The following is a 17,950-nucleotide window of genomic DNA, read 5'->3' as shown; positions in this document are numbered from 1 at the left end:
TAGCCTCGGCCGCGAGCGTTGTGCACAGGCCATAGCCCGCCATCGGCCGATCGATTCGCCCGGGATTAAAGCCATGAATGTCCCCTCGCTGCCCGCATCCCTCTCCGAGCCGGTGTCCACCGAGGGCGTGATCGCCGCCGGTGCCTATGTCGACGGCCGGCGCGTCGCCAATATTGCCATCAGCGAGGCCTCGAGCTGGCGGGCGAAGCCCGGCCACGTGGTCTGGATCGGGCTGCACGAGCCCGACATGGCGCTGCTCAGCGCGGTGCAGAAGCAGTTCGACCTGCACGAGCTTGCCATCGAGGACGCCAACCACGCCCATCAGAGACCGAAGATCGAGCAATATGGCGAGGCCCTGTTCATCGTGGCGCGAACCGCGCAACTGATCGAGGGCCGGATCGCCTTCGGCGAGACGCACATCTTCGTCGGCGAAGGCTATCTGGTCTCGGTGCGCCACGGCGCGTCGACGTCCTACACGCCGGTGCGCGAACGTTGCGAAAGCTGCCCGCGCGCGCTCGCGCGCGGCGAGGACTACATCCTCTACGCCATCCTCGATTTCATCGTCGACAACTACTCGCCCGTGCTCGAGAGCATTCACGAAGAGGTCGAGAGCATCGAGGACGACGTGCTCTCCAAGGCGATCAGCAAGGCGCAGATCGAGCGGCTCTATATGCTGCGCCGCGACCTCTTGCGGCTCAGGACCGCGATCGGGCCGCTGGTGGAGGTCTGCCGCCGTCTGGAGCACGACGAGCTTGCGATGGTGCGCGCGACGATGCAGCCGCTGTTCCGCGACGTCACCGACCACGTCCGCAACATCCAGGAGCGGATCGATTCCATGCGCGAGGTGCTGGCCTTCGCCTTCGAAGCGAGCCTGCTGGTCGGCCAGGCCCAGGAGACGGCGGTCTCCAAGAAACTTGCCTCCTGGCTCGCGATCATCGCGATCCCGACCGCGCTTGCCGGCATCTACGGCATGAACTTCAAGCACATGCCGGAGCTGGACTGGGAGTACGGCTATTACACGCTGCTCGGCGTGATGCTGACGGCGTGCGGCGCGCTGTATTGGCGTTTTCGTCGGGTCGGATGGCTGTGAGCCATCCCGTTCACCCGATCAGCTCGACCCGGTAGTTCTCGATCACGGTATTCGCCAGCAGCTTGTCGGCGGCATCCTTCAACGCCGCCTCCGCCTTCGCCTTGTCCGTGCCCGCGAGCTCGATGTCGAACACCTTGCCCTGCCGGACGCTGGCGACGCCGTCGACGCCGAGCGACTTCAACGCACCCTCGATCGCCTTGCCCTGCGGATCGAGGATGCCCGTTTTCAACGTCACGGTAACACGTGCCTTCACGTCAGATTCCTCTTAGCTCTTCACCAGCACCGGGCCGGAGCCCGCCGGACGCTCGTTCTCCATGAGAATGCCGAGACGCTTGGCGACTTCGGTATAGGCCTCGAGCAGCCCACCGAGGTCCCTGCGGAAACGGTCCTTGTCGAGCTTCTCGTTCGACTTGATGTCCCACAGGCGGCAGCTATCCGGCGAGATCTCGTCGGCGACGATGATCCGCATCATCTCGTTCTCGAACAGCCGGCCGCACTCCATCTTGAAGTCGACGAGGCGGATGCCGATGCCGAGGAAGAGACCGGTGAGGAAGTCGTTGACACGGATGGCAAGTGCCATGATGTCGTCGATTTCCTGCGGTGTCGCCCACCCGAAAGCGGTGATGTGCTCTTCCGACACCATGGGATCGTTGAGCTGGTCGTTCTTGTAGTAGAACTCGATGATCGAGCGGGGCAGCTGCGTGCCCTCCTCGATGCCGAGGCGCTGCGACAGCGAGCCGGCGGCAACGTTCCGCACCACCACTTCCAGCGGCACGATCTCGACTTCGCGGATCAATTGCTCGCGCATATTGAGGCGGCGGATGAAATGGGTCGGCACCCCGATGTCGTTGAGGTGCTGAAACAGGTACTCCGAGATCCGGTTGTTGAGGACACCCTTGCCCTCGATCACCTGATGCTTTTTCGCATTGAACGCGGTGGCGTCATCCTTGAAGTGCTGGATCAGGGTACCGGGCTCCGGGCCTTCGTAAAGAACCTTTGCCTTGCCTTCATAAATGCGACGCCGACGGCTCATGGGGATGTACCGTGTTTTGTTGAAATCCATGTATTTGGTGTGCTCCGGTTGACGAGACTACGACCCACAGCGGAGCTGCCGTGAACGGCCCGGACCCCTAGAAACAGAACGGGAACCCAGCCTTAGGCAACCTATCCGATTGGCTGTCCCAGCACAATCGATCCGGCCGTCCGGCATCAAACTTATACCGCCTTGCCTGCGGCTTAACGGCTCGTTGTTTTGCCGATTCCTGCCCCCTATCTAGGCATGCACCGGGGCTCTCGCAACGAGGGCCAGCCGGGTCCAGTCAGCAGGGAATTGGAAAAGGCATGAGCACGTTGGACAAGCGCGAGGAAGGCTTCGAGAAGAAGTTTGCCCTCGACGAGGAGCAGAAATTCAAGGCGGAAGCCCGCCGCAACCGGCTGCTCGGTCTGTGGGCGGCCGAAAAGCTCGGCATTACCGGCGATGCCGCCACGGCCTATGCCAAGGAGGTGGTCGCGGCCGATTTCGAGGAAGCCGGTGACGCCGACGTCCTGCGCAAGGTCATGGCCGACTTCGCCGCCAAGAACGTCGCCATCACCGAACAGGCGATTCGGGCCAAGATGAACGAGCTGATCGCGGTGGCGGCGGCCGAGGTGAAGGCCGGGAAATAAGGCGAAGCATCATTCCGGGGCCACGTCTGCGACGCGCCCCCGGAATGCCAACCAGCTATCCCTCCTTGAACCCATATTCCGGCACGTTGCCGCTGGCGCCGTAATATTTGTACGGCAGGAATTTGCCGCTCATCGTGAACTTGACGCGGTCGCCCTTCGGATTCGCCACGCGCTCGATCGCCATGTCGAAGTCGATCGCCGACATGATGCCGTCGCCGAACTCCTCCTCGATCAGCGCCTTCCAGGCCGGGCCGTTGACCATCACCATCTCGTAGAAGCGGTAGATCAGCGGGTCGGTCGGCGGCATCGGCGTGCCGGTGCCGCGCATCGGCACCTCGTTCAGCATGGCAGTCTCCGCCTTCGACAGGCCGAACAGTTCGCCGGCGTTGGCCGCCTGCGGCTTCGTCAGTTTCATCTGGCCGAGGATCGCGCCTGTTATCAGCACCTCGGAATAGCCGCCGATCTTCTCGCAGATATATTTCCAGCTCCAGCCCTTCTCGCGCTTGATGTCGAGCAGCTTCTCGGTGAGGTCTTCGCGTTTCATGTCAGGGTCTCCTTGGCTAAGACTATGTCGCGCCGGCTCATTTCCTCGAGGCAGCGGATAGACGCGACGCTTTTTTGTGCCACTTTGGCAGGCACGAAACGTGCCAATGACCGAGGCTACGGATTTACGTGCCTCGCCTCATCGCCTCGGAAATGCTTCCGTAAATCCCCTGATCGCATCGAGCACCGGCCTCTGATCGCCCGCGAAGAACCAGTGATCGTTGCCGTCGAGCTCGACGAATTGCGCACCTTTGATCCGGCTCGCCACATCGCGGCCGGCCGCGATCCGTACGGCCTTGTCGTCCCGACGATGCAACACCAGTGTCGGCATGGCAATTTGCGGCAAAAGCTGCCGCACGTCGGCGTCGCGAAACGCCTCGAGCACGGCCGAGATGCCGCCGGGACTGGAGGCCGCGCGCAATAGCCCCGCCCACCAGGCGCGGGCCTGGGGATCGCCGGCAAGGCTGGGTGCGAAGGTCTCAATCCCCACCGGACCTCCCCATTGCGCGATGAGGTGCTTGCTCCAGGCGTCGTACTGGCTGGCGCGCAACGCGTGCGGATAGTCCTGCGACCAGCAGCCCTTGGCCAATGCACCGAACAGGATGAGTCCGGCCACAAGACGCGGCTCGTCAACGGCGAATTTGATGCAGGCCGGCCCGCACTCGGATGCGCCGAACAGCACGACGCGGCGCGCATCCGCGGCGCGCAGCACGGTGCCGATATCCTCCGCGGTGACGTCAATGCCCGGCGCAGATCCAACCCGGTCGGACAACCCGATGCCGCGGCGATCGAACACGATCAGCCGCCCAAGCTTCATCAGCGAGGCCAGAAACGCCCGGCTCGCGGGGTGCTCCCAGGCGCGCTCCACATGCGACACGAAGCCGGGCATGACCAGGATGTCGAGCGGACCGCTGCCATAGGTCTGATACGCCAGATGCACACCGGCGCCCTTGACGTAGCGCGTCGCTGGTACGGAGTGTGCCGCCGCAGGACTCATCAACGCCGCGGTCTCTGCTTCCGGCGTAACACCAAGCTCGTCACGCAGCCGCCGCGTCAGTGCCGCATGGTGCCGCTCTGCCGCGCTGCGGTCGCCCGCCAGCAGCAGGCTGCGGATCAGATGCCGGCCATAGACCTCGCTCAAAGGATCGAGCTCGGCCAGACGGGTCGCATGCGCGGTCGCGGCGAAGTAGTCTCCGGCAGCGGTCTTGTCCTGCACCAGACGCTCCAGCGCGTGCATCAGCCGTCCCCGCAGCGCCTCGCGGCGGAAGAACGCCCAGTCGTCGAATTCCAGACAGCCCTCCGGCGAGAAGCCTGCGAGGAAATCTCCCCGATAAGTCTGGCAGGCTTCGTCAAAGTCACCGCGATCGCAGGCGCTCTCGAAAATATGTGCATCGACCTGCAGCGCGACTGCCGGAGACCATCGCAGACTGGTGCGGTCGGTCTCGAACACCTGCTGACCGAGCGTCAGCTCGATTCGGTGAAGCAGCCGCCGCAACCGCGCAAGGCCCGTCTCGCGGTCAGTTTCAGGCCACAGCAGCGTCGCCACGATTTCGCGGGCCACAGCGCCCTTGGCCTCCGCGAGATAGACCAGCAGCGCCAGGCCCTTGCGCAAGGCCAACTTGATCGGGCGGCCGTCGGCGTGGACCTCAGGGAACCCGAATGTCCCCAGCGAGAAAGCCGTCATGAAAGTCCTCCCTCCCCTTGCGGCGCCCCCGGGGGACGCACAGGGGACGGTCCAGCAATAGCAGTCGGGGCAGATCGAGCCTGCTCGCGGGCGAGCAATTCAGGCTCCTCCATGCGGCACGGCTGCATCAGGCACAATAGGAAAAAACATGATCTCGCGCCTCCTGATCCTGCTCTACGCCATCGTGAGCTACGTGATCTTCACGGTCTCATTTCTCTATGCGCTCGGTTTCGTCGGCAATTATGTCGTGCCCAAGTCGATCGATATGTCGATCGATAAGTCGATCGATGTCGGCAACCCCACGGACCTGAGCTTCACCATCGTCGTCAACCTGCTGCTGATGAGCCTGTTTGCGATCCAGCACAGCGTCATGGCGCGCCCGGCCTTCAAACGATGGTCGGCCAAATTCCTTCCCCTCGCCTGCCAGCGCAGCACCTATGTGCTGCTCTCCAGCCTGATCTTGTTGCTGCTGTTCTGGCAGTGGCGTCCGATCCCGACGCCGATCTGGGAGGCGAGCGGAACGGTGGCCTGGTTGCTGATCGGCGTGCATTGGCTGGGCTGGCTCATCGCGTTCGCCTCGACCCACATGATCGATCATTTCGATCTGTTCGGCCTCCGCCAGGCCTTCGTCGCGTTCCGCGGGAGCGAGATACCAGGTCAATCGTTCAGGACGCCGCTGCTCTACAAGATCGTGCGCCATCCCATCATGCTCGGCCTTCTGCTCGCGTTCTGGGCCACGCCCGAGATGACTGTTGGCCACCTTCTGTTTGCGCTCGCAAACACCGCCTACATCCTGGCCGCGCTTCAGTTCGAGGAGCGCGACCTGATCGCCGAGTTCGGCGCGACCTACCATGACTATCGCCGGCGCGTTCCCATGCTGCTGCCGCGTCTTTTCGGTCGTCGGACGGAAGATCGCCAGCCGCCTCGGCCTGCTGGAGCGTCGCAATGAATACAATATCAGCTATTCCCCGGATGTCGGCGGAGGCCGCCACGTTTGCCGATACGCTGGATGGGCTTGACGTCGGTCTTTGTCTCGTTGACGCGGAGGCGCGTCTCATTCACGCCAATACTGCCGGGCAGGACATGATCGAAGCGCGCGACATCCTGCACGAAATCCGCGGGCACCTCGCGGCTTGCGATCCGACGGTCAACCGGACCCTGCAGCATTTTTTCGCCGCCGCCGGGCAGGAAAACGCGTTCCTCGGCGCCGACGGGATCGCGCTGCCGATGATCGGGCGGGATGGGAAGCGCCACGTCGCCCATGCTCTGCCGTTAACTTCCGGCGCGCGCCGACGTGGGGATGTCGCCTACAGCGCCGTCGCCGCGCTGTTCGTCCGCAGGGCGGCGCTGATGCTACCGTCTCGTTCCGAAGTGATCGGCAAGGCATTCAAACTGACGCCGACCGAGTTGCGTGTGATGCTCGCGATCGTCGAACGCGGCGGCGTTCCCGAAGTGGCGGCGGCACTCGGCGTCGCCAATACGACGATCAAGACGCATGTCCGGCGCCTGTTTGAAAAGACCGGTGCAGCGCGACAGGCAGATTTCGTCAAGCTTGTCGCGGGATATGCGACGCCGTTACGCAAACCTGCCGAATGCAGACAATCCGTTGGAGCGACACGATGAGAGCAATTCTATGCAGCTCATTCACTGGCCCCGCCGATTTGCGCCTTAGTGAAATCGACGAGCCGAAGCCCTCCGGCGACGAGATCCTGATCGACGTCCATGCGGCCTCCGTCAGTTTCATGGACCAGTTGGTGGTCTCGGGTCTCTATCAGATGCGGCCGCCGACGCCCTTCGTGCCCGGCACGGAAGCATCCGGTGTCGTCGTCGCGGTCGGCGACAAGGTCACGGGATTCGCGCCTGGTGACCGCGTGGCGTGCAGCGCCTGGACCGGCGGCTACGCCGAACGGATGATAGCGAAGGACTCAAAGTGCGTGCTTCTGCCGGAAGGCGTCGCGTTCGAGGCAGCGGCGACGGTCCTGCACAATTACGGCACGGCCTATTATGCGCTGGTCGAGCGGGCCAGGGCGCAGCGCGGCGAAACGCTGTTCGTCACCGGTGCCGCCGGCGGAGTCGGCCTTGCCGCGGTCGACCTTGGCCGCCACCTGGGCCTGCGCGTCGTCGCCGGTATCGGCTCCGATGACAAGGGTGCCCTCGTCCGCAATTATGGGGCTGGCGAAATCGTCAACTATAGTAGCGAGGATCTGCGCGACCGCATCAAGTCGATCACGTCAGGAGAAGGCATCGACATCGGCTTCGACACGATCGGCGGCGCGATTTTCGAGCAGATGGCGCGGTCGATGAAATGGGGCGGACGGCTGATGCCGATCGGCTTCACCAGCGGCGAAATTCCCCAGCTCCCGATGAACCTGCCGCTGCTCAAGAACTATTCCATCCTCGGCGTCTTCGTCGGCGCCTGGGCGGAGAAATTCTCAGCTGATGCCGCGCGTATGAACGCCACGCTGATGCAATTGCTGGCCGAGGGAAAAATCCGTCCGCACATCGATCGCGTCCTTCGTTTGGAGGAGGCCGGAGAAGCCATGCGCGCCGTGGCCAACCGAACGGTTCAGGGGCGAATTGTCCTCAAGATCAGGTAAGGTGAGCCGGAAAGAGAGAACAAAACCGATGACACAGATCATCATCGACAAACGCTTTTGCGGTCCTCCGAACTCCGGCAACGGCGGCTATGTCTGCGGCCGGCTCGCCCGCCACATTCCCGGCGCCGCGGAGATAACGCTGCGCGCGCCGCCGCCGCTGGACACTCCGCTCGATGCGGTCGCAACCGACGACGGCACATGGGAGCTTCGCGACGGCAACAAGATCGTCGCGACCGGGCAGCCGGCAAGCGTGGAGCTTTCGCGACTGGAGACAGCCAGCTTCGAGGACGCCTGCGCCGCCGAATTGCTGACGCCGGTCAAGCCGCACGAGCATCCATTGCCGACATGTTTCGTGTGCGGTCCGGCAAGGGCGAAAGGCGACGGCTTGCGCATTTTTGCCGGCGCGCTCCGTGGTCACAACGCCGTTCTCGCGGCGAGCTGGACGCCGGATCAGAATCTCGCCGCCGACGACGGCCTCGTCGCGCCGGAATTCCTCTGGTCGGCGCTCGACTGCCCCACCGGTTTTGCCTGCAATTGCGATCCACAGAGCGGCGGCTTCGACAAGGCACCGCTGCTGCTGGGGCGAATGTCAGCACGGATCGAAGCCCGCCCGCGCCCGGGAGAACGCTGCATCATCACGGCCTGGCCCATCGGCCGCGACGGCCGCAAACGCGCGGCCGAAGCTGCGCTTCACGATGAAGCCGGGAGATTGCTGGCGGTGGCGCGAGCGACATGGATTGCGGTCCAGCGCGAAGTGCAGCTCGGACGTCCTTCGTAGAGGGGACATGGGTGCCCGGTACCAGGAGGGCCAGCTTTCCAGCTAACCACGGGAGCACTCCACTTTGGCCACCGTGCGACGCTGCCAAGCCTCGAGAAGCGTTGAACCCACGTTTAATCAAAGATATTCTTGCAGTTGTCGCCAAGCAAAAAAGATCCAAGAGGGTACGCGATGGTCCGCAAGTTAAAGGCATTTGCAATCCTTGCTACGGGCATGTTCATCGCTGGCGTCGCAAATGCCGAGGCACAGCAGCCGGAGCTTAATGCGCCTGACCTGGTCCTCGTTAATGGCAAGGTTCTGACCTTAGACGACCGATCGACCGTCACGGAGGCAGTCGCCGTCGCGGATGGAAAGATCATCGCGACCGGAACCAGTGCTTCGATCAAGGCGCTTGCAGGCGCCCGGACCCGCGTGCTCGATGTGTCTGGCAAGACCGTCATCCCCGGATTGATCGATACACACGCTCACTTCAAGGCCGCTGGTCTGGGCGACTATGTCGTAACCCTGGGCCGAGCCAAGACCGTTGCGGACGCGCTCGAGGCCATCAAATCGTTCGTCACCAAGAAGAAGCCGGGTGAGTGGATTGTAGGTGGCGCGTGGCACCCGCCCTCGCAATTGGCCGAGAAGCGCTATCTCACGAGGCAGGAGATCGATAGCGTTGCTCCGAACAACCCGGTCTATCTTCGCACCGTCGGGCATTTCTCGATGGCGAACACCATGGCTCTACAAGTGGTCGGTGTCGACAAGACCACCTCGGATCCGAGTGGTGGAAAGTTTGAACGCGACGCAGCCGGTGAATTGACCGGCGTGCTCGTGGAGACGGCGATCGATCGGGTCGAGAAGGCCATACCACCCTGGACAGAAGACGACGAAATGCGGCAATTCACCATCGCCGAAGGTGTGCTGAACAGCTTCGGCATCACCAGTGTGATCGAAGGCGCAACAGAGCCGCGCGATGTCCGCACGCTGCAGAAGCTTGTCGCAGCCGGGAAAGCCACTTTGCGCACCGGCGTGATGTTTCGACCGGAGCCCCCAGCCGATGTGACGGCATGGGAAGCGATCATGTCAGGCAATGGGGCCTCATCAGGCTTCGGCGACGATTGGCTCAAGTTCGCGGGCATCAAGATCTTTTACGACGGCGGCATGACGCTGAAGACAGCGCTCATGCGTGACGTGTATCCCGATTCACACGACAACTATCACGGCATCACGCAGCAGACTCCCGAGCGGCTGAAGCAACTCATCTCCGTCTGCAACCGTTATGACTGGCGTGTCGGTGTCCACGTGGTGGGCGATCTGGGTATTGACCAGGTGCTCGATGCCTTCGAGGCAGCGGATAAAGAAAAATCGATCCGCGACCGTCGCTTCGTCCTCATCCACGCCAGCCTGATCCGGCCAGAACAGATGGAGCGTGCGCAAAGACTGGGAGTCCGCATAGATTTCCAGAACGTTTTCATGTGGGATAAGGCAGCGACCGTCGAACGATTTCTCGGGAAAGCAACCGCCGACCGCGCCGTGCCGACTAGGACGTTGATCGAAAAAATGGGGCTCAACAGCCTCGGCGCCGGGACGGATTTTCCGGTCAACCCGATCAACCCCTTCCTCAACATGTACATCATGGTCACCAGGAAGGACCCCAACGGAAACGTCTACGGCTCGGCAGAAACCATCACGCGCGAGCAGGCCCTCCGGCTCTACAGCAGCGCGGCTTCGCGTTATACGTTCGATGAAGCGCGCAAAGGGACCATTGAGCCCGGAAAGCTGGCGGACATCGTGGTGCTCTCTGCTGACTACGCGGCCGTGCCGGAGGAGCAGATCAAGGACATCAAGGTGGACCTGACCCTGGTCGGCGGCAAGGTGGTCTTCCAGCGCTGAACCGGCCCTGATCGGCCAAGGTGAGCGACAGCGACCATTCGCTCTGCTTCCCGACGAAATCTACACGCTCTGCTCGATCATCCCCTGCAACCGTACCAGCTCCGCCTCGAGATCCCGCTCCACGTCCGCAGCCCGCATCTCGATCACGCGATAATCGCGCGCCTCGAGCCACGCCCGCCGCGACGCGCGATCCGCGACGATCGTCTCGTTCTCGCCCGTGTTCACCAGTTCGATCGCGATCCGGTGCGGGAACGAGACGAAGTCCGGGATATGCCGCCCCACAGGAGTCTGGCGCTTGAACTGGCCTGCGAAGCGGCGGTCGCGTGTAAGGGCCTGCCAAAGCAGCCGCTCGGCATCGGTTGGGTTGCGGCGGAGCAGACGGGCGAGGCCGCGCACGGTGGAGCCGCTGTCGGGCACGCCGCCACCCTGCCCGTGCTCGGCCAACAGCGCGCGCAGGCGCGTTGCCTGCTCGCCGTCGAGCACGCCGCCCTTGGCCGGTCCTTTCCGTCCCTCCGCGATCGCCATCACCACGCCGTGCAGGGTGTGCATGTCCTGTTTGGTCGGCTCCATCCGGGTGAAGATGTTGCGCAGGTTCACCAGCATGGTGTCGCGCTTCTCGGCCGGGCGCAGAAATTCGACCCGGTCGAGTTCGCGGATGAGATTGTCGAAGAAGGCCTGCATCTGGTGCTGCGAGGCGCGCTCGGAGCGCTCCGGCATGGCGTGCGGCAGCTCGCCGGAGGTCGCCCGCTTGAACCATTCGTAGCCGACCAGCAGCACCGCTTGGGCGAGGTTGAGCGAGGCAAAGCCCGGATTGACCGGGAACGTAATGATGCGGTTGGCGAGCCCGACCTCCTCATTGGTCAGGCCCCAGCGCTCCCGGCCGAACAGGATACCGGCCTTGCCGCCGGCGGCGGCGTGCCCGGAAATCTCGCTAGCTGCGGCTTCCGGTCCCACCACCGGCTTGGCCTGGTCGTGGGGACGCGCGGTGGTGGCGAACAGCAGGTCGAGGTCGGCGACGGCCTCACCGACCGTGTCAAACAATTCGACCTTGTCCAGAATATAGTCGGCCCCGGCGGCGGCGCGCTGGGCGGCGATGTTGGGCCAGCCATCGCGAGGGTTGACGATGCGCAATCGGCTCAGCGCGAAATTGCCCATGGCGCGCGCGGCCATGCCGATGTTTTCGCCCAGCTGCGGCTCGACCAGGATCACGATGGGACCGTCGAGAGAAAGGCCCGCTTTGCTCTTGTCAGTCCCGGACATCTCGCTTCGCTTTCACACTGGTTCTCAAGGTCTTGGACAGGCGCTCTTCATGAATTGATTCAAGGCCGGTCCTGACCTGGTCTGACCTCGGTCTTGGGCCGGCGCCCGTTCGCCTGTCGTTTGCCTGTCCTGACGAAATTCTCAAGGGAAATAACGGGTTGGATTCGACTTTTGAATCTCGCCTGAAACCTCAGCCCGGTCCCCGCGGCAGGGCTGCTCCCGCCCCCCATCTGCGGAGGCTGGATGAGCTAAAAGTGCATAATCCCTTGGCTTTCGCCGGCCGCGTCCCGGTGCTAAGAGGCGGCGGATATTCCCGTGGCGCGCCACAAGCGCCGTTCCCAAGAGGCTTCCCCGATCATGGCAAAAATCAAGGTGTCCAACCCCGTCGTCGAACTCGATGGCGACGAGATGACCCGGATCATCTGGCAGTACATCAAGGACAAGCTGATCAACCCGTTCCTGGATGTCGAGCTGCAATATTTCGACCTGGGAATGGAGTACCGCGACCACACCAACGATCAGGTCACGATCGACGCCGCCGAGGCGATCAAGAAGGTCGGCGTCGGCGTCAAGTGCGCCACGATCACCCCGGACGAAGCCCGGGTGAAGGAGTTCAACCTCAAGCAGATGTGGAAGTCGCCGAACGGCACCATCCGCAACATCCTCGGCGGCGTGATCTTCCGCGAGCCGATCATCTGCAAGAACGTGCCGCGCCTGGTTCCCGGCTGGACCAAGCCGATCATCATCGGCCGCCACGCCTATGGCGACCAGTATCGCGCCACCGACATCAAGTTCCCGGGCAAGGGTACGCTGACGATGAAGTTCGTCGGCGAGGACGGCACCGTCATCGAGAAGGAAGTGTTCAAGACCCCGGGCGCCGGCGTCGCGATGCAGATGTACAATCTCGACGATTCCATCATCGACTTCGCCCGCGCATCGTTGAATTACGGCCTGCTGCGTAACTACCCGGTCTATCTCTCGACCAAGAACACGATCATGAAGGTCTATGACGGTCGGTTCAAGGACATCTTCCAGGACATCTACGAGCGCGAGTTCAAGAAGGAATTCGACGCCAAGGGCCTGACCTACGAGCACCGCCTGATCGACGACATGGTCGCCTCCGCGCTGAAATGGTCCGGCGGTTATGTCTGGGCCTGCAAGAACTACGACGGCGACGTGCAGTCCGACACGGTGGCGCAGGGCTACGGCTCGCTCGGCCTGATGACCTCGGTTCTCCTCACCCCCGACGGCAAGACGGTAGAAGCCGAAGCCGCCCACGGCACGGTGACCCGCCACTACCGCGAGCATCAGAAGGGCAAGGAGACCTCGACCAACTCGATCGCATCGATCTTCGCCTGGACCCGTGGCCTGTCGCACCGCGCCAAGCTCGACAACAATGCCGAGCTCGCCAAGTTCGCCAACACCCTGGAGAAGGTCTGCGTCGACACTGTCGAGGAAGGCTACATGACCAAGGACCTCGCGCTCCTGGTCGGCGCCGACCAGCGCTGGCTCTCGACAACCGGCTTCCTCGACAAGGTCGCCGAGAACCTCGGCAAGGCGCTGGCGGCGTAAGCCGTCCGCAATTTCGCCCGACTGGGCCGGACATCATCACGGGCCGCGTCGCAAACGCGGCCCGTTCGCTTATTTGGACCTTTGCGCGGAGATGCGACCATGTCGATCAAGCTTGCCGTCCCCTGCCTGTTGCTGCTCGCTGGACCGGCTGTGGCCGCCGACCCGCTTCCCGACGCCATCGCCGCGCCCGGCGAGAGCATCGTGCTCAGCGTCCACGCCGAGGGCGCGCAGGTCTATGAATGCAAGGCCGGCACCGACGGCAAGCTCGCCTGGGCTTTTCGTGAACCGATCGCCACCCTGCTCGCCGAGGGCAAGACGATCGGCCGGCACTATGCCGGACCGAACTGGGAGCATGCCGACGGCAGCGCCGTGGCCGCCAAGGCCGCCGGCAATGCGCCGGGTACCACTGCCGCCGACATTCCCTGGCTGAAGCTGGAAGTGACCGCCCACCGCGGCAGCGGCGTCCTCACGCCCGTTACCACGGTTCAGCGCATCAACACCCATGGCGGCAAGCTCGACGGCGCGTGCGACAAGGCCGGCGACTTCAAGAGCGCGCCCTATTCGGCCGACTACGTCTTCCTGAAGAAGGGCTGAGCCCTCAGCGGTCGGTGCCGTCGCGCTCCACCTGCGCCAGCTCCGCCACTGCAAGGTCGCCGCTGCCCTCCAGCCGCGCCTTTGCCGTCTTGTGGACGTGCGCGGCGAGCGTCGGCATGCGTTCGATCAAGGCGTGAAAGTCCTGGGCGTCGAGCACCAGCAGCCGGCTCTTGCGTGTCGCCGTCACCGTGCCGCTGCGTTTTGTCTTATGCAGCAGCGCGATCTCGCCGAAGAATGTGCCATCCGCGAGCCGCACCTGCTGGTTCGGCAGCGCGATCTCGACCTCGCCGGCGGTGATGAAATACATCGACGAAGCCGCATCGCCCCGCCGCACCAGGATCTCGGCCTGCTCGATCGTGCGCGCCCGCAGCAGCCGCATGATGTCGGCGATCTCGGATGCGCTGAGATGCGAGAACAGCGGCACCCGCGCCAGCATGCCCCAGGTGACCACGAAGTCGCGCCGCTTCACCTCTTCCGCAAAGGCCGTCGAGATGATCGCGACCGGCAGCGCGATCATGGCAAAGCCGCTGATGATGGTGAAGACGGAGATGAACTTTCCGAGCGCCGTCACCGGCACGACGTCGCCGTAACCGACGGTGCCAAGCGTCACGATCGCCCACCACATCGCCTGCGGAATGGTTCCGAGCTTGTCCGGCTGCACGTCGCGCTCGATGGCATAGAGCAGCGAGGCAAACGTCAGCACCGCGCCGATCAGGATGACGATGCAGCCGATCAGCGCCCGCCGCTCCGCGTGCACGGCCGCGAGCAGCGACCGCATCGCCGGCGAGTAGCGCACCAGCTTGAAGAACGGCAGCACGCCGAGCGCTGCCAGCGTCGCATGCCGGCCCGTGGCCAGCACGATCGCAGCCGGCAGGAACGCGAGCAGATCGAGGATGCCGAGTGCGGAGAAGACATAGCTGAGCCGGTCGGACAGCGCGGACGCTGCGCGCTGGGTATGGCCCGCCACGGTCCACAGCCGCGCCGCATATTCCAGCGCGAACACGATCACGGACAGGATGGTGATCGCCGAAAACAGCGCGCCGAATTGCGCGTCCAGCTCCGGCACCGAGGCAAGGATCATCGCGGCGACATCGAGCACGATGACGCCGATGATCAGCTGGATGAAGCGCGACCCGACCGAGTAGGCCAGCGGATCATGCTCCAGCAATTCGTAGAGGCGATCCCTCAGATTGGGATCGCGAAGCCCAATTCCTCGCGGAACGGGGCGCACCTGCCTACGCGCCGGCCGATTTTTGTTCAGCCATGGCTTTTTCGATCGCCGTGAGCGCCGCGGCAGCATTTTCGCCATCAGGGCCGCCGGCCTGCGCCATGTCGGGCCGCCCGCCGCCGCCCTTGCCGCCGAGCGCTTCGGAGGCGACCTTCACCAGATTGACCGCATTGAAACGCGAAGTGAGGTCCGCGGTGACGCCGACCACGACGCCGGCCTTGCCATCCTCGGTGACGCCGACGATAGCGACGACGCCGGAGCCGATCTGCTTCTTGCCGTCGTCGGCAAGGCTCTTGAGATCCTTCATCTCGATGCCCTCGACCGCGCGCGCCATCAGCTTGACGTCGCCGACTTCGCGCACACCTGAGGCCGCGCCGTTGCTCGAAGCTGCACCGCCGCCCATCGCCAGCTTCTTGCGGGCGTCGGAGAGTTCGCGCTCGAGCTTCTTGCGCTCCTCCATCAGAGCGGCAATGCGCGCCGGGACGTCGTCGATCGAGGTGCGCAGCTCGTGGGCCGCGGTCTTCGCTAGCGCCATGGTGTCGTTGGCGTGTTTTCGCGCGTAGTTGCCGGTTAAAGCCTCGATGCGGCGCACGCCGGAGGCGACCGCGCTCTCGCCCGTCAGCGTGATCAGCCCGATGTCGCCGGTCCGCCTGACATGCGTGCCGCCGCAAAGTTCGACCGACCAGCCGAGAGCGTTGGCGCCGCGCTCGCGCGCGGTCCGGCCCATCGAGACGACGCGAACCTCGTCGCCATATTTCTCGCCGAACAGGGCGCGTGCGCCGGCCTCACGGGCCTCGTCCACGCCCATGACGCGGGTCGAGACTTCGTCATTCTCCAGCACCACCTCGTTGGCGATGTCCTCGACGCGCGCGAGCTCTTCCGCCGTGATCGGCTTCGGATGCACGAAGTCAAAACGTAAACGATCCGGCGCGACCATCGAGCCGCGCTGGGCGATGTGGTCGCCGAGCACCTGGCGCAGCGCCTCGTGGATGAGATGGGTCGCCGAATGATGCGCGCGGATCGAAAAGCGCCTGCCGTGATCCACTTCGAGCTGCAGCGCGGTGCCGAGCTTCAGCTCGCCGCTCTCCAATGTGCCGACGTGAACGAAGAAATCACCGAGCTTCTTCTGAGTGTCGGTGACGCGGAACTTGATGCCGCCCTCGCCGGTCAATACGCCGGTGTCACCGACCTGGCCGCCGGACTCCGCGTAGAAAGGCGTCTGGTTCAGCACGATCGCCCCTAGCTCGCCGGCCTTGAGGCTCGTGGCTTCCTTGCTGTCCTTGACCAGCGCAGTGACCACGCCTTCAGCGCTCTCGGTCTCGTAGCCCAGGAATTCGGTTGCGCCCAGCTTCTCACGCAGCGGGAACCAGATCGATTCGGAAGCCGCCTCGCCAGACCCCTTCCAGGATTCGCGCGCCTTGGCCTTCTGACGCTCCATCGCATCGGTGAAGGAGGCCTGGTCGACGCTGATGCCGCGCGACTTCAGCGCGTCCTGCGTCAAATCGAGCGGGAAGCCGTAAGTGTCGTACAGCGTGAAGGCGACGTCGCCGTCGAACATGTCGCCCTTCTTCAAGGACGCGCTCTTCTCGTCGAGAATGGCGAGGCCGCGCGTCAGCGTCTTGCGGAAGCGGGTTTCTTCCAGCCGCAGCGTTTCCTCGATCAAATTTTCCGCGCGCATCAGATCCGGATAGGCTTGGCCCATCTCGCGCACCAGCGCCCAGACCAGGCGATGCATCAGCGGCTCTTGCGCACCGAGCAGCTGCGCATGGCGCATCGCGCGGCGCATGATCCGGCGCAGCACGTAGCCGCGGCCCTCGTTCGAGGGCAGCACGCCGTCGGCGACGAGGAAGGCCGACGAGCGCAGATGGTCGGCGATGACGCGGAACGAGGCCACGGTCTTCTCGTCCGGTCCGCTTCCGAGCGCCGACGCCGTCGCGTCGATCAAATGACGGAACAGGTCGGTCTCGAACACGCTATCGACGCCCTGCATGATGCAGGCCATGCGCTCCAGCCCCATGCCGGTGTCGATCGAGGGACGCGGCAGCGCCACGCGCTCCTCCTTCGTCACCTGCTCGTACTGCATGAAGACGAGATTCCAGAATTCGAGGAAGCGATCGCCATCCTCCTCAGGCGAGCCCGGAGGCCCGCCCCAGATGTGCTCGCCGCGATCGATGAAGATCTCCGAGCACGGCCCGCACGGGCCGGTGTCGCCCATCGCCCAGAAATTGTCCGAGGTCGGGATGCGGATGATGCGGTCGTCGGAGAAGCCCGCGATCTTCTCCCACAGTCCAGCCGCCTCGTCGTCGGTGTGGTAGACCGTGACGAGCAGCTTGTCTTTCTTGAGCCCGAATTCCTTCGTGATGAGCGTCCAGGCCAGCTCGATCGCGCGCTCCTTGAAATAGTCGCCGAAGGAGAAGTTGCCGAGCATCTCGAAGAAGGTGAGATGGCGCGCGGTGTAGCCGACATTGTCGAGGTCATTGTGCTTGCCGCCGGCGCGCACGCATTTCTGCGAGGTGGTGGCGCGCTGATAGGGCCGCTTCTCGACGCCGGTGAAGACGTTCTTGAACTGCACCATGCCGGCATTGGTGAACATCAACGTCGGATCGTTGCGCGGCACCAATGGCGAGGACGACACGATCTCGTGGCCGTTCTCGGCAAAGAAATTCAGAAAGGTCGACCTGATCTCGTTGACGCCGCTCATTTTCATCCAATCGGGTGTGCTTGCACCCGCCTTCCAGCCATCCAAACCGCAAGTTTGGGCTGATATCTGCGGGCCAATGCGCTTTTAGACAAGGCCAGCTTCGCTGTCCAGAAACTGTGCAACCAGATCAAGGCGTTGCCGCAGTCGCGTAATCCGTTGGAAAGCCGCCGATGCCGCGTTGACAGGCTTGGCCGGCCTGTGGTCTTTACCTATCTGTATCGTACGGCCACGTCGGGAGAGACCGGCACTGGTAGCCGGCGCCGAAGGAGCAACCGCCCCGGAAACTCTCAGGCAAAAGGACCGCGTGGCTTTGACAGCATCTGGAAAGAGGCGCCGACGGGCCAAGACCTTTTAAAGGGTAGG

Annotated in this window: 16 protein-coding genes and 1 riboswitch; of the genes, 9 read left to right on the top strand and 7 right to left on the bottom strand. The window is 63.7% G+C overall.

Annotation, left to right across the window (positions count from 1 at the left end):
- The first annotated feature begins 73 nt into the window (after positions 1 to 73).
- Entirely contained in the window at positions 74 to 1,090 is a 1,017-nt protein-coding gene (locus IVB07_RS14065) for a magnesium and cobalt transport protein CorA (RefSeq protein WP_018455523.1), read from the top strand.
- Positions 1,091 to 1,100: 10 nt separating this feature from the next.
- Here IVB07_RS14065 and purS read toward each other — a convergent pair whose 3' ends face one another.
- Positions 1,101 to 1,343 carry a phosphoribosylformylglycinamidine synthase subunit PurS gene (purS, locus tag IVB07_RS14060; RefSeq protein ID WP_026232966.1) on the bottom strand — a complete coding sequence of 81 codons (243 nt, stop codon included), beginning with the start codon at positions 1,341 to 1,343 and terminating at the stop codon, positions 1,101 to 1,103.
- Positions 1,344 to 1,355: 12 nt separating this feature from the next.
- Positions 1,356 to 2,123: a phosphoribosylaminoimidazolesuccinocarboxamide synthase gene (gene purC / locus IVB07_RS14055; protein ID WP_008974302.1), complete on the bottom strand. Its 768-nt coding sequence runs from the start codon at positions 2,121 to 2,123 to the stop codon at positions 1,356 to 1,358.
- 308 nt (positions 2,124 to 2,431) lie between these two features.
- On the opposite strand from purC, the gene IVB07_RS14050 reads away from it, so the two are divergent.
- On the top strand, positions 2,432 to 2,755 hold the full coding sequence (locus IVB07_RS14050) for a DUF1476 domain-containing protein (RefSeq protein ID WP_007602260.1): 324 nt from the start codon (positions 2,432 to 2,434) through the stop codon (positions 2,753 to 2,755).
- A gap of 55 nt (positions 2,756 to 2,810) precedes the next feature.
- Here the strand turns inward: IVB07_RS14050 and cynS are convergent, their stop codons facing one another.
- Both cynS and IVB07_RS14040 read right to left on the bottom strand, forming a co-directional pair.
- Entirely contained in the window at positions 2,811 to 3,299 is a 489-nt protein-coding gene (gene cynS, locus IVB07_RS14045; protein WP_018455520.1) for a cyanase, read from the bottom strand.
- Positions 3,300 to 3,437: 138 nt separating this feature from the next.
- Positions 3,438 to 4,982, bottom strand: a complete 1,545-nt coding sequence (locus tag IVB07_RS14040) for an alpha/beta fold hydrolase (protein WP_247361869.1) — start codon at positions 4,980 to 4,982, stop codon at positions 3,438 to 3,440.
- Between the two features lie 148 nt (positions 4,983 to 5,130).
- On the opposite strand from IVB07_RS14040, the gene mddA reads away from it, so the two are divergent.
- The 5 genes from mddA to IVB07_RS14015 all read left to right on the top strand — a co-directional run bounded on the left by mddA (position 5,131) and on the right by IVB07_RS14015 (position 10,232).
- Positions 5,131 to 5,931 carry a methanethiol S-methyltransferase gene (mddA, locus tag IVB07_RS14035; RefSeq protein ID WP_247361866.1) on the top strand — a complete coding sequence of 267 codons (801 nt, stop codon included), beginning with the start codon at positions 5,131 to 5,133 and terminating at the stop codon, positions 5,929 to 5,931.
- A 23-nt stretch (positions 5,932 to 5,954) separates the two neighbouring features.
- Positions 5,955 to 6,605: a helix-turn-helix transcriptional regulator gene (locus IVB07_RS14030; protein WP_247361865.1), complete on the top strand. Its 651-nt coding sequence runs from the start codon at positions 5,955 to 5,957 to the stop codon at positions 6,603 to 6,605.
- Positions 6,602 to 7,579, top strand: coding sequence for an NADPH:quinone oxidoreductase family protein (locus tag IVB07_RS14025; protein ID WP_247361862.1), 978 nt, complete (start codon positions 6,602 to 6,604; stop codon positions 7,577 to 7,579). Before IVB07_RS14030 ends, IVB07_RS14025 begins: the two co-directional genes overlap by 4 nt.
- 28 nt (positions 7,580 to 7,607) lie before the next feature.
- Positions 7,608 to 8,357, top strand: coding sequence for a hypothetical protein (locus tag IVB07_RS14020; RefSeq protein ID WP_247297259.1), 750 nt, complete (start codon positions 7,608 to 7,610; stop codon positions 8,355 to 8,357).
- 171 nt (positions 8,358 to 8,528) lie between these two features.
- Entirely contained in the window at positions 8,529 to 10,232 is a 1,704-nt protein-coding gene (locus tag IVB07_RS14015; protein ID WP_247361859.1) for an amidohydrolase, read from the top strand.
- Between the two features lie 60 nt (positions 10,233 to 10,292).
- Here the strand turns inward: IVB07_RS14015 and IVB07_RS14010 are convergent, their stop codons facing one another.
- Complete coding sequence (locus IVB07_RS14010) at positions 10,293 to 11,492, bottom strand: TrmJ/YjtD family RNA methyltransferase (RefSeq protein ID WP_247297255.1); 1,200 nt, start codon at positions 11,490 to 11,492, stop codon at positions 10,293 to 10,295.
- A 357-nt stretch (positions 11,493 to 11,849) separates the two neighbouring features.
- On the opposite strand from IVB07_RS14010, the gene IVB07_RS14005 reads away from it, so the two are divergent.
- Positions 11,850 to 13,064: an NADP-dependent isocitrate dehydrogenase gene (locus IVB07_RS14005; RefSeq protein WP_018456365.1), complete on the top strand. Its 1,215-nt coding sequence runs from the start codon at positions 11,850 to 11,852 to the stop codon at positions 13,062 to 13,064.
- 99 nt (positions 13,065 to 13,163) lie between these two features.
- Positions 13,164 to 13,658: a DUF3455 domain-containing protein gene (locus IVB07_RS14000; protein WP_247337317.1), complete on the top strand. Its 495-nt coding sequence runs from the start codon at positions 13,164 to 13,166 to the stop codon at positions 13,656 to 13,658.
- Between the two features lie 4 nt (positions 13,659 to 13,662).
- Here IVB07_RS14000 and IVB07_RS13995 read toward each other — a convergent pair whose 3' ends face one another.
- Positions 13,663 to 14,889 (bottom strand): cyclic nucleotide-gated ion channel, encoded by a 1,227-nt coding sequence (locus IVB07_RS13995; protein WP_247361856.1) that lies wholly within the window; start codon positions 14,887 to 14,889, stop codon positions 13,663 to 13,665.
- Between the two features lie 4 nt (positions 14,890 to 14,893).
- The gene (gene alaS / locus IVB07_RS13990) at positions 14,894 to 17,587 is read right to left on the bottom strand and encodes an alanine--tRNA ligase (RefSeq protein WP_247297250.1); all 2,694 of its coding nucleotides are present in this window, start codon (positions 17,585 to 17,587) and stop codon (positions 14,894 to 14,896) included.
- 222 nt (positions 17,588 to 17,809) lie between these two features.
- A riboswitch (glycine riboswitch) is annotated at positions 17,810 to 17,899 on the top strand.
- Positions 17,900 to 17,950 lie beyond the last annotated feature (51 nt).

It is taken from the genome of Bradyrhizobium sp. 172 (assembly GCF_023101065.1).
GTDB classification, from domain to species: Bacteria; Pseudomonadota; Alphaproteobacteria; order Rhizobiales; family Xanthobacteraceae; genus Bradyrhizobium; species Bradyrhizobium canariense_D.
The sequence above is the reverse complement of the archived record's forward strand: the minus strand, read 5'-3'. Positions and strand labels throughout refer to the sequence as shown.

Coding starts and splice junctions, on each gene's coding strand:
- IVB07_RS14065 (WP_018455523.1), top strand. CDS start 74: ATGAATGTCCCCTCGCTGCCCGCATCCCTCTCCGAGCCGGTGTCCACC.
- purC (WP_008974302.1), bottom strand. CDS start 2,123: ATGAGCCGTCGGCGTCGCATTTATGAAGGCAAGGCAAAGGTTCTTTAC.
- IVB07_RS14050 (WP_007602260.1), top strand. CDS start 2,432: ATGAGCACGTTGGACAAGCGCGAGGAAGGCTTCGAGAAGAAGTTTGCC.
- cynS (WP_018455520.1), bottom strand. CDS start 3,299: ATGAAACGCGAAGACCTCACCGAGAAGCTGCTCGACATCAAGCGCGAG.
- IVB07_RS14040 (WP_247361869.1), bottom strand. CDS start 4,982: ATGACGGCTTTCTCGCTGGGGACATTCGGGTTCCCTGAGGTCCACGCC.
- mddA (WP_247361866.1), top strand. CDS start 5,131: ATGATCTCGCGCCTCCTGATCCTGCTCTACGCCATCGTGAGCTACGTG.
- IVB07_RS14030 (WP_247361865.1), top strand. CDS start 5,955: ATGTCGGCGGAGGCCGCCACGTTTGCCGATACGCTGGATGGGCTTGAC.
- IVB07_RS14025 (WP_247361862.1), top strand. CDS start 6,602: ATGAGAGCAATTCTATGCAGCTCATTCACTGGCCCCGCCGATTTGCGC.
- IVB07_RS14020 (WP_247297259.1), top strand. CDS start 7,608: ATGACACAGATCATCATCGACAAACGCTTTTGCGGTCCTCCGAACTCC.
- IVB07_RS14015 (WP_247361859.1), top strand. CDS start 8,529: ATGGTCCGCAAGTTAAAGGCATTTGCAATCCTTGCTACGGGCATGTTC.
- IVB07_RS14010 (WP_247297255.1), bottom strand. CDS start 11,492: ATGTCCGGGACTGACAAGAGCAAAGCGGGCCTTTCTCTCGACGGTCCC.
- IVB07_RS14005 (WP_018456365.1), top strand. CDS start 11,850: ATGGCAAAAATCAAGGTGTCCAACCCCGTCGTCGAACTCGATGGCGAC.
- IVB07_RS14000 (WP_247337317.1), top strand. CDS start 13,164: ATGTCGATCAAGCTTGCCGTCCCCTGCCTGTTGCTGCTCGCTGGACCG.
- alaS (WP_247297250.1), bottom strand. CDS start 17,587: ATGAGCGGCGTCAACGAGATCAGGTCGACCTTTCTGAATTTCTTTGCC.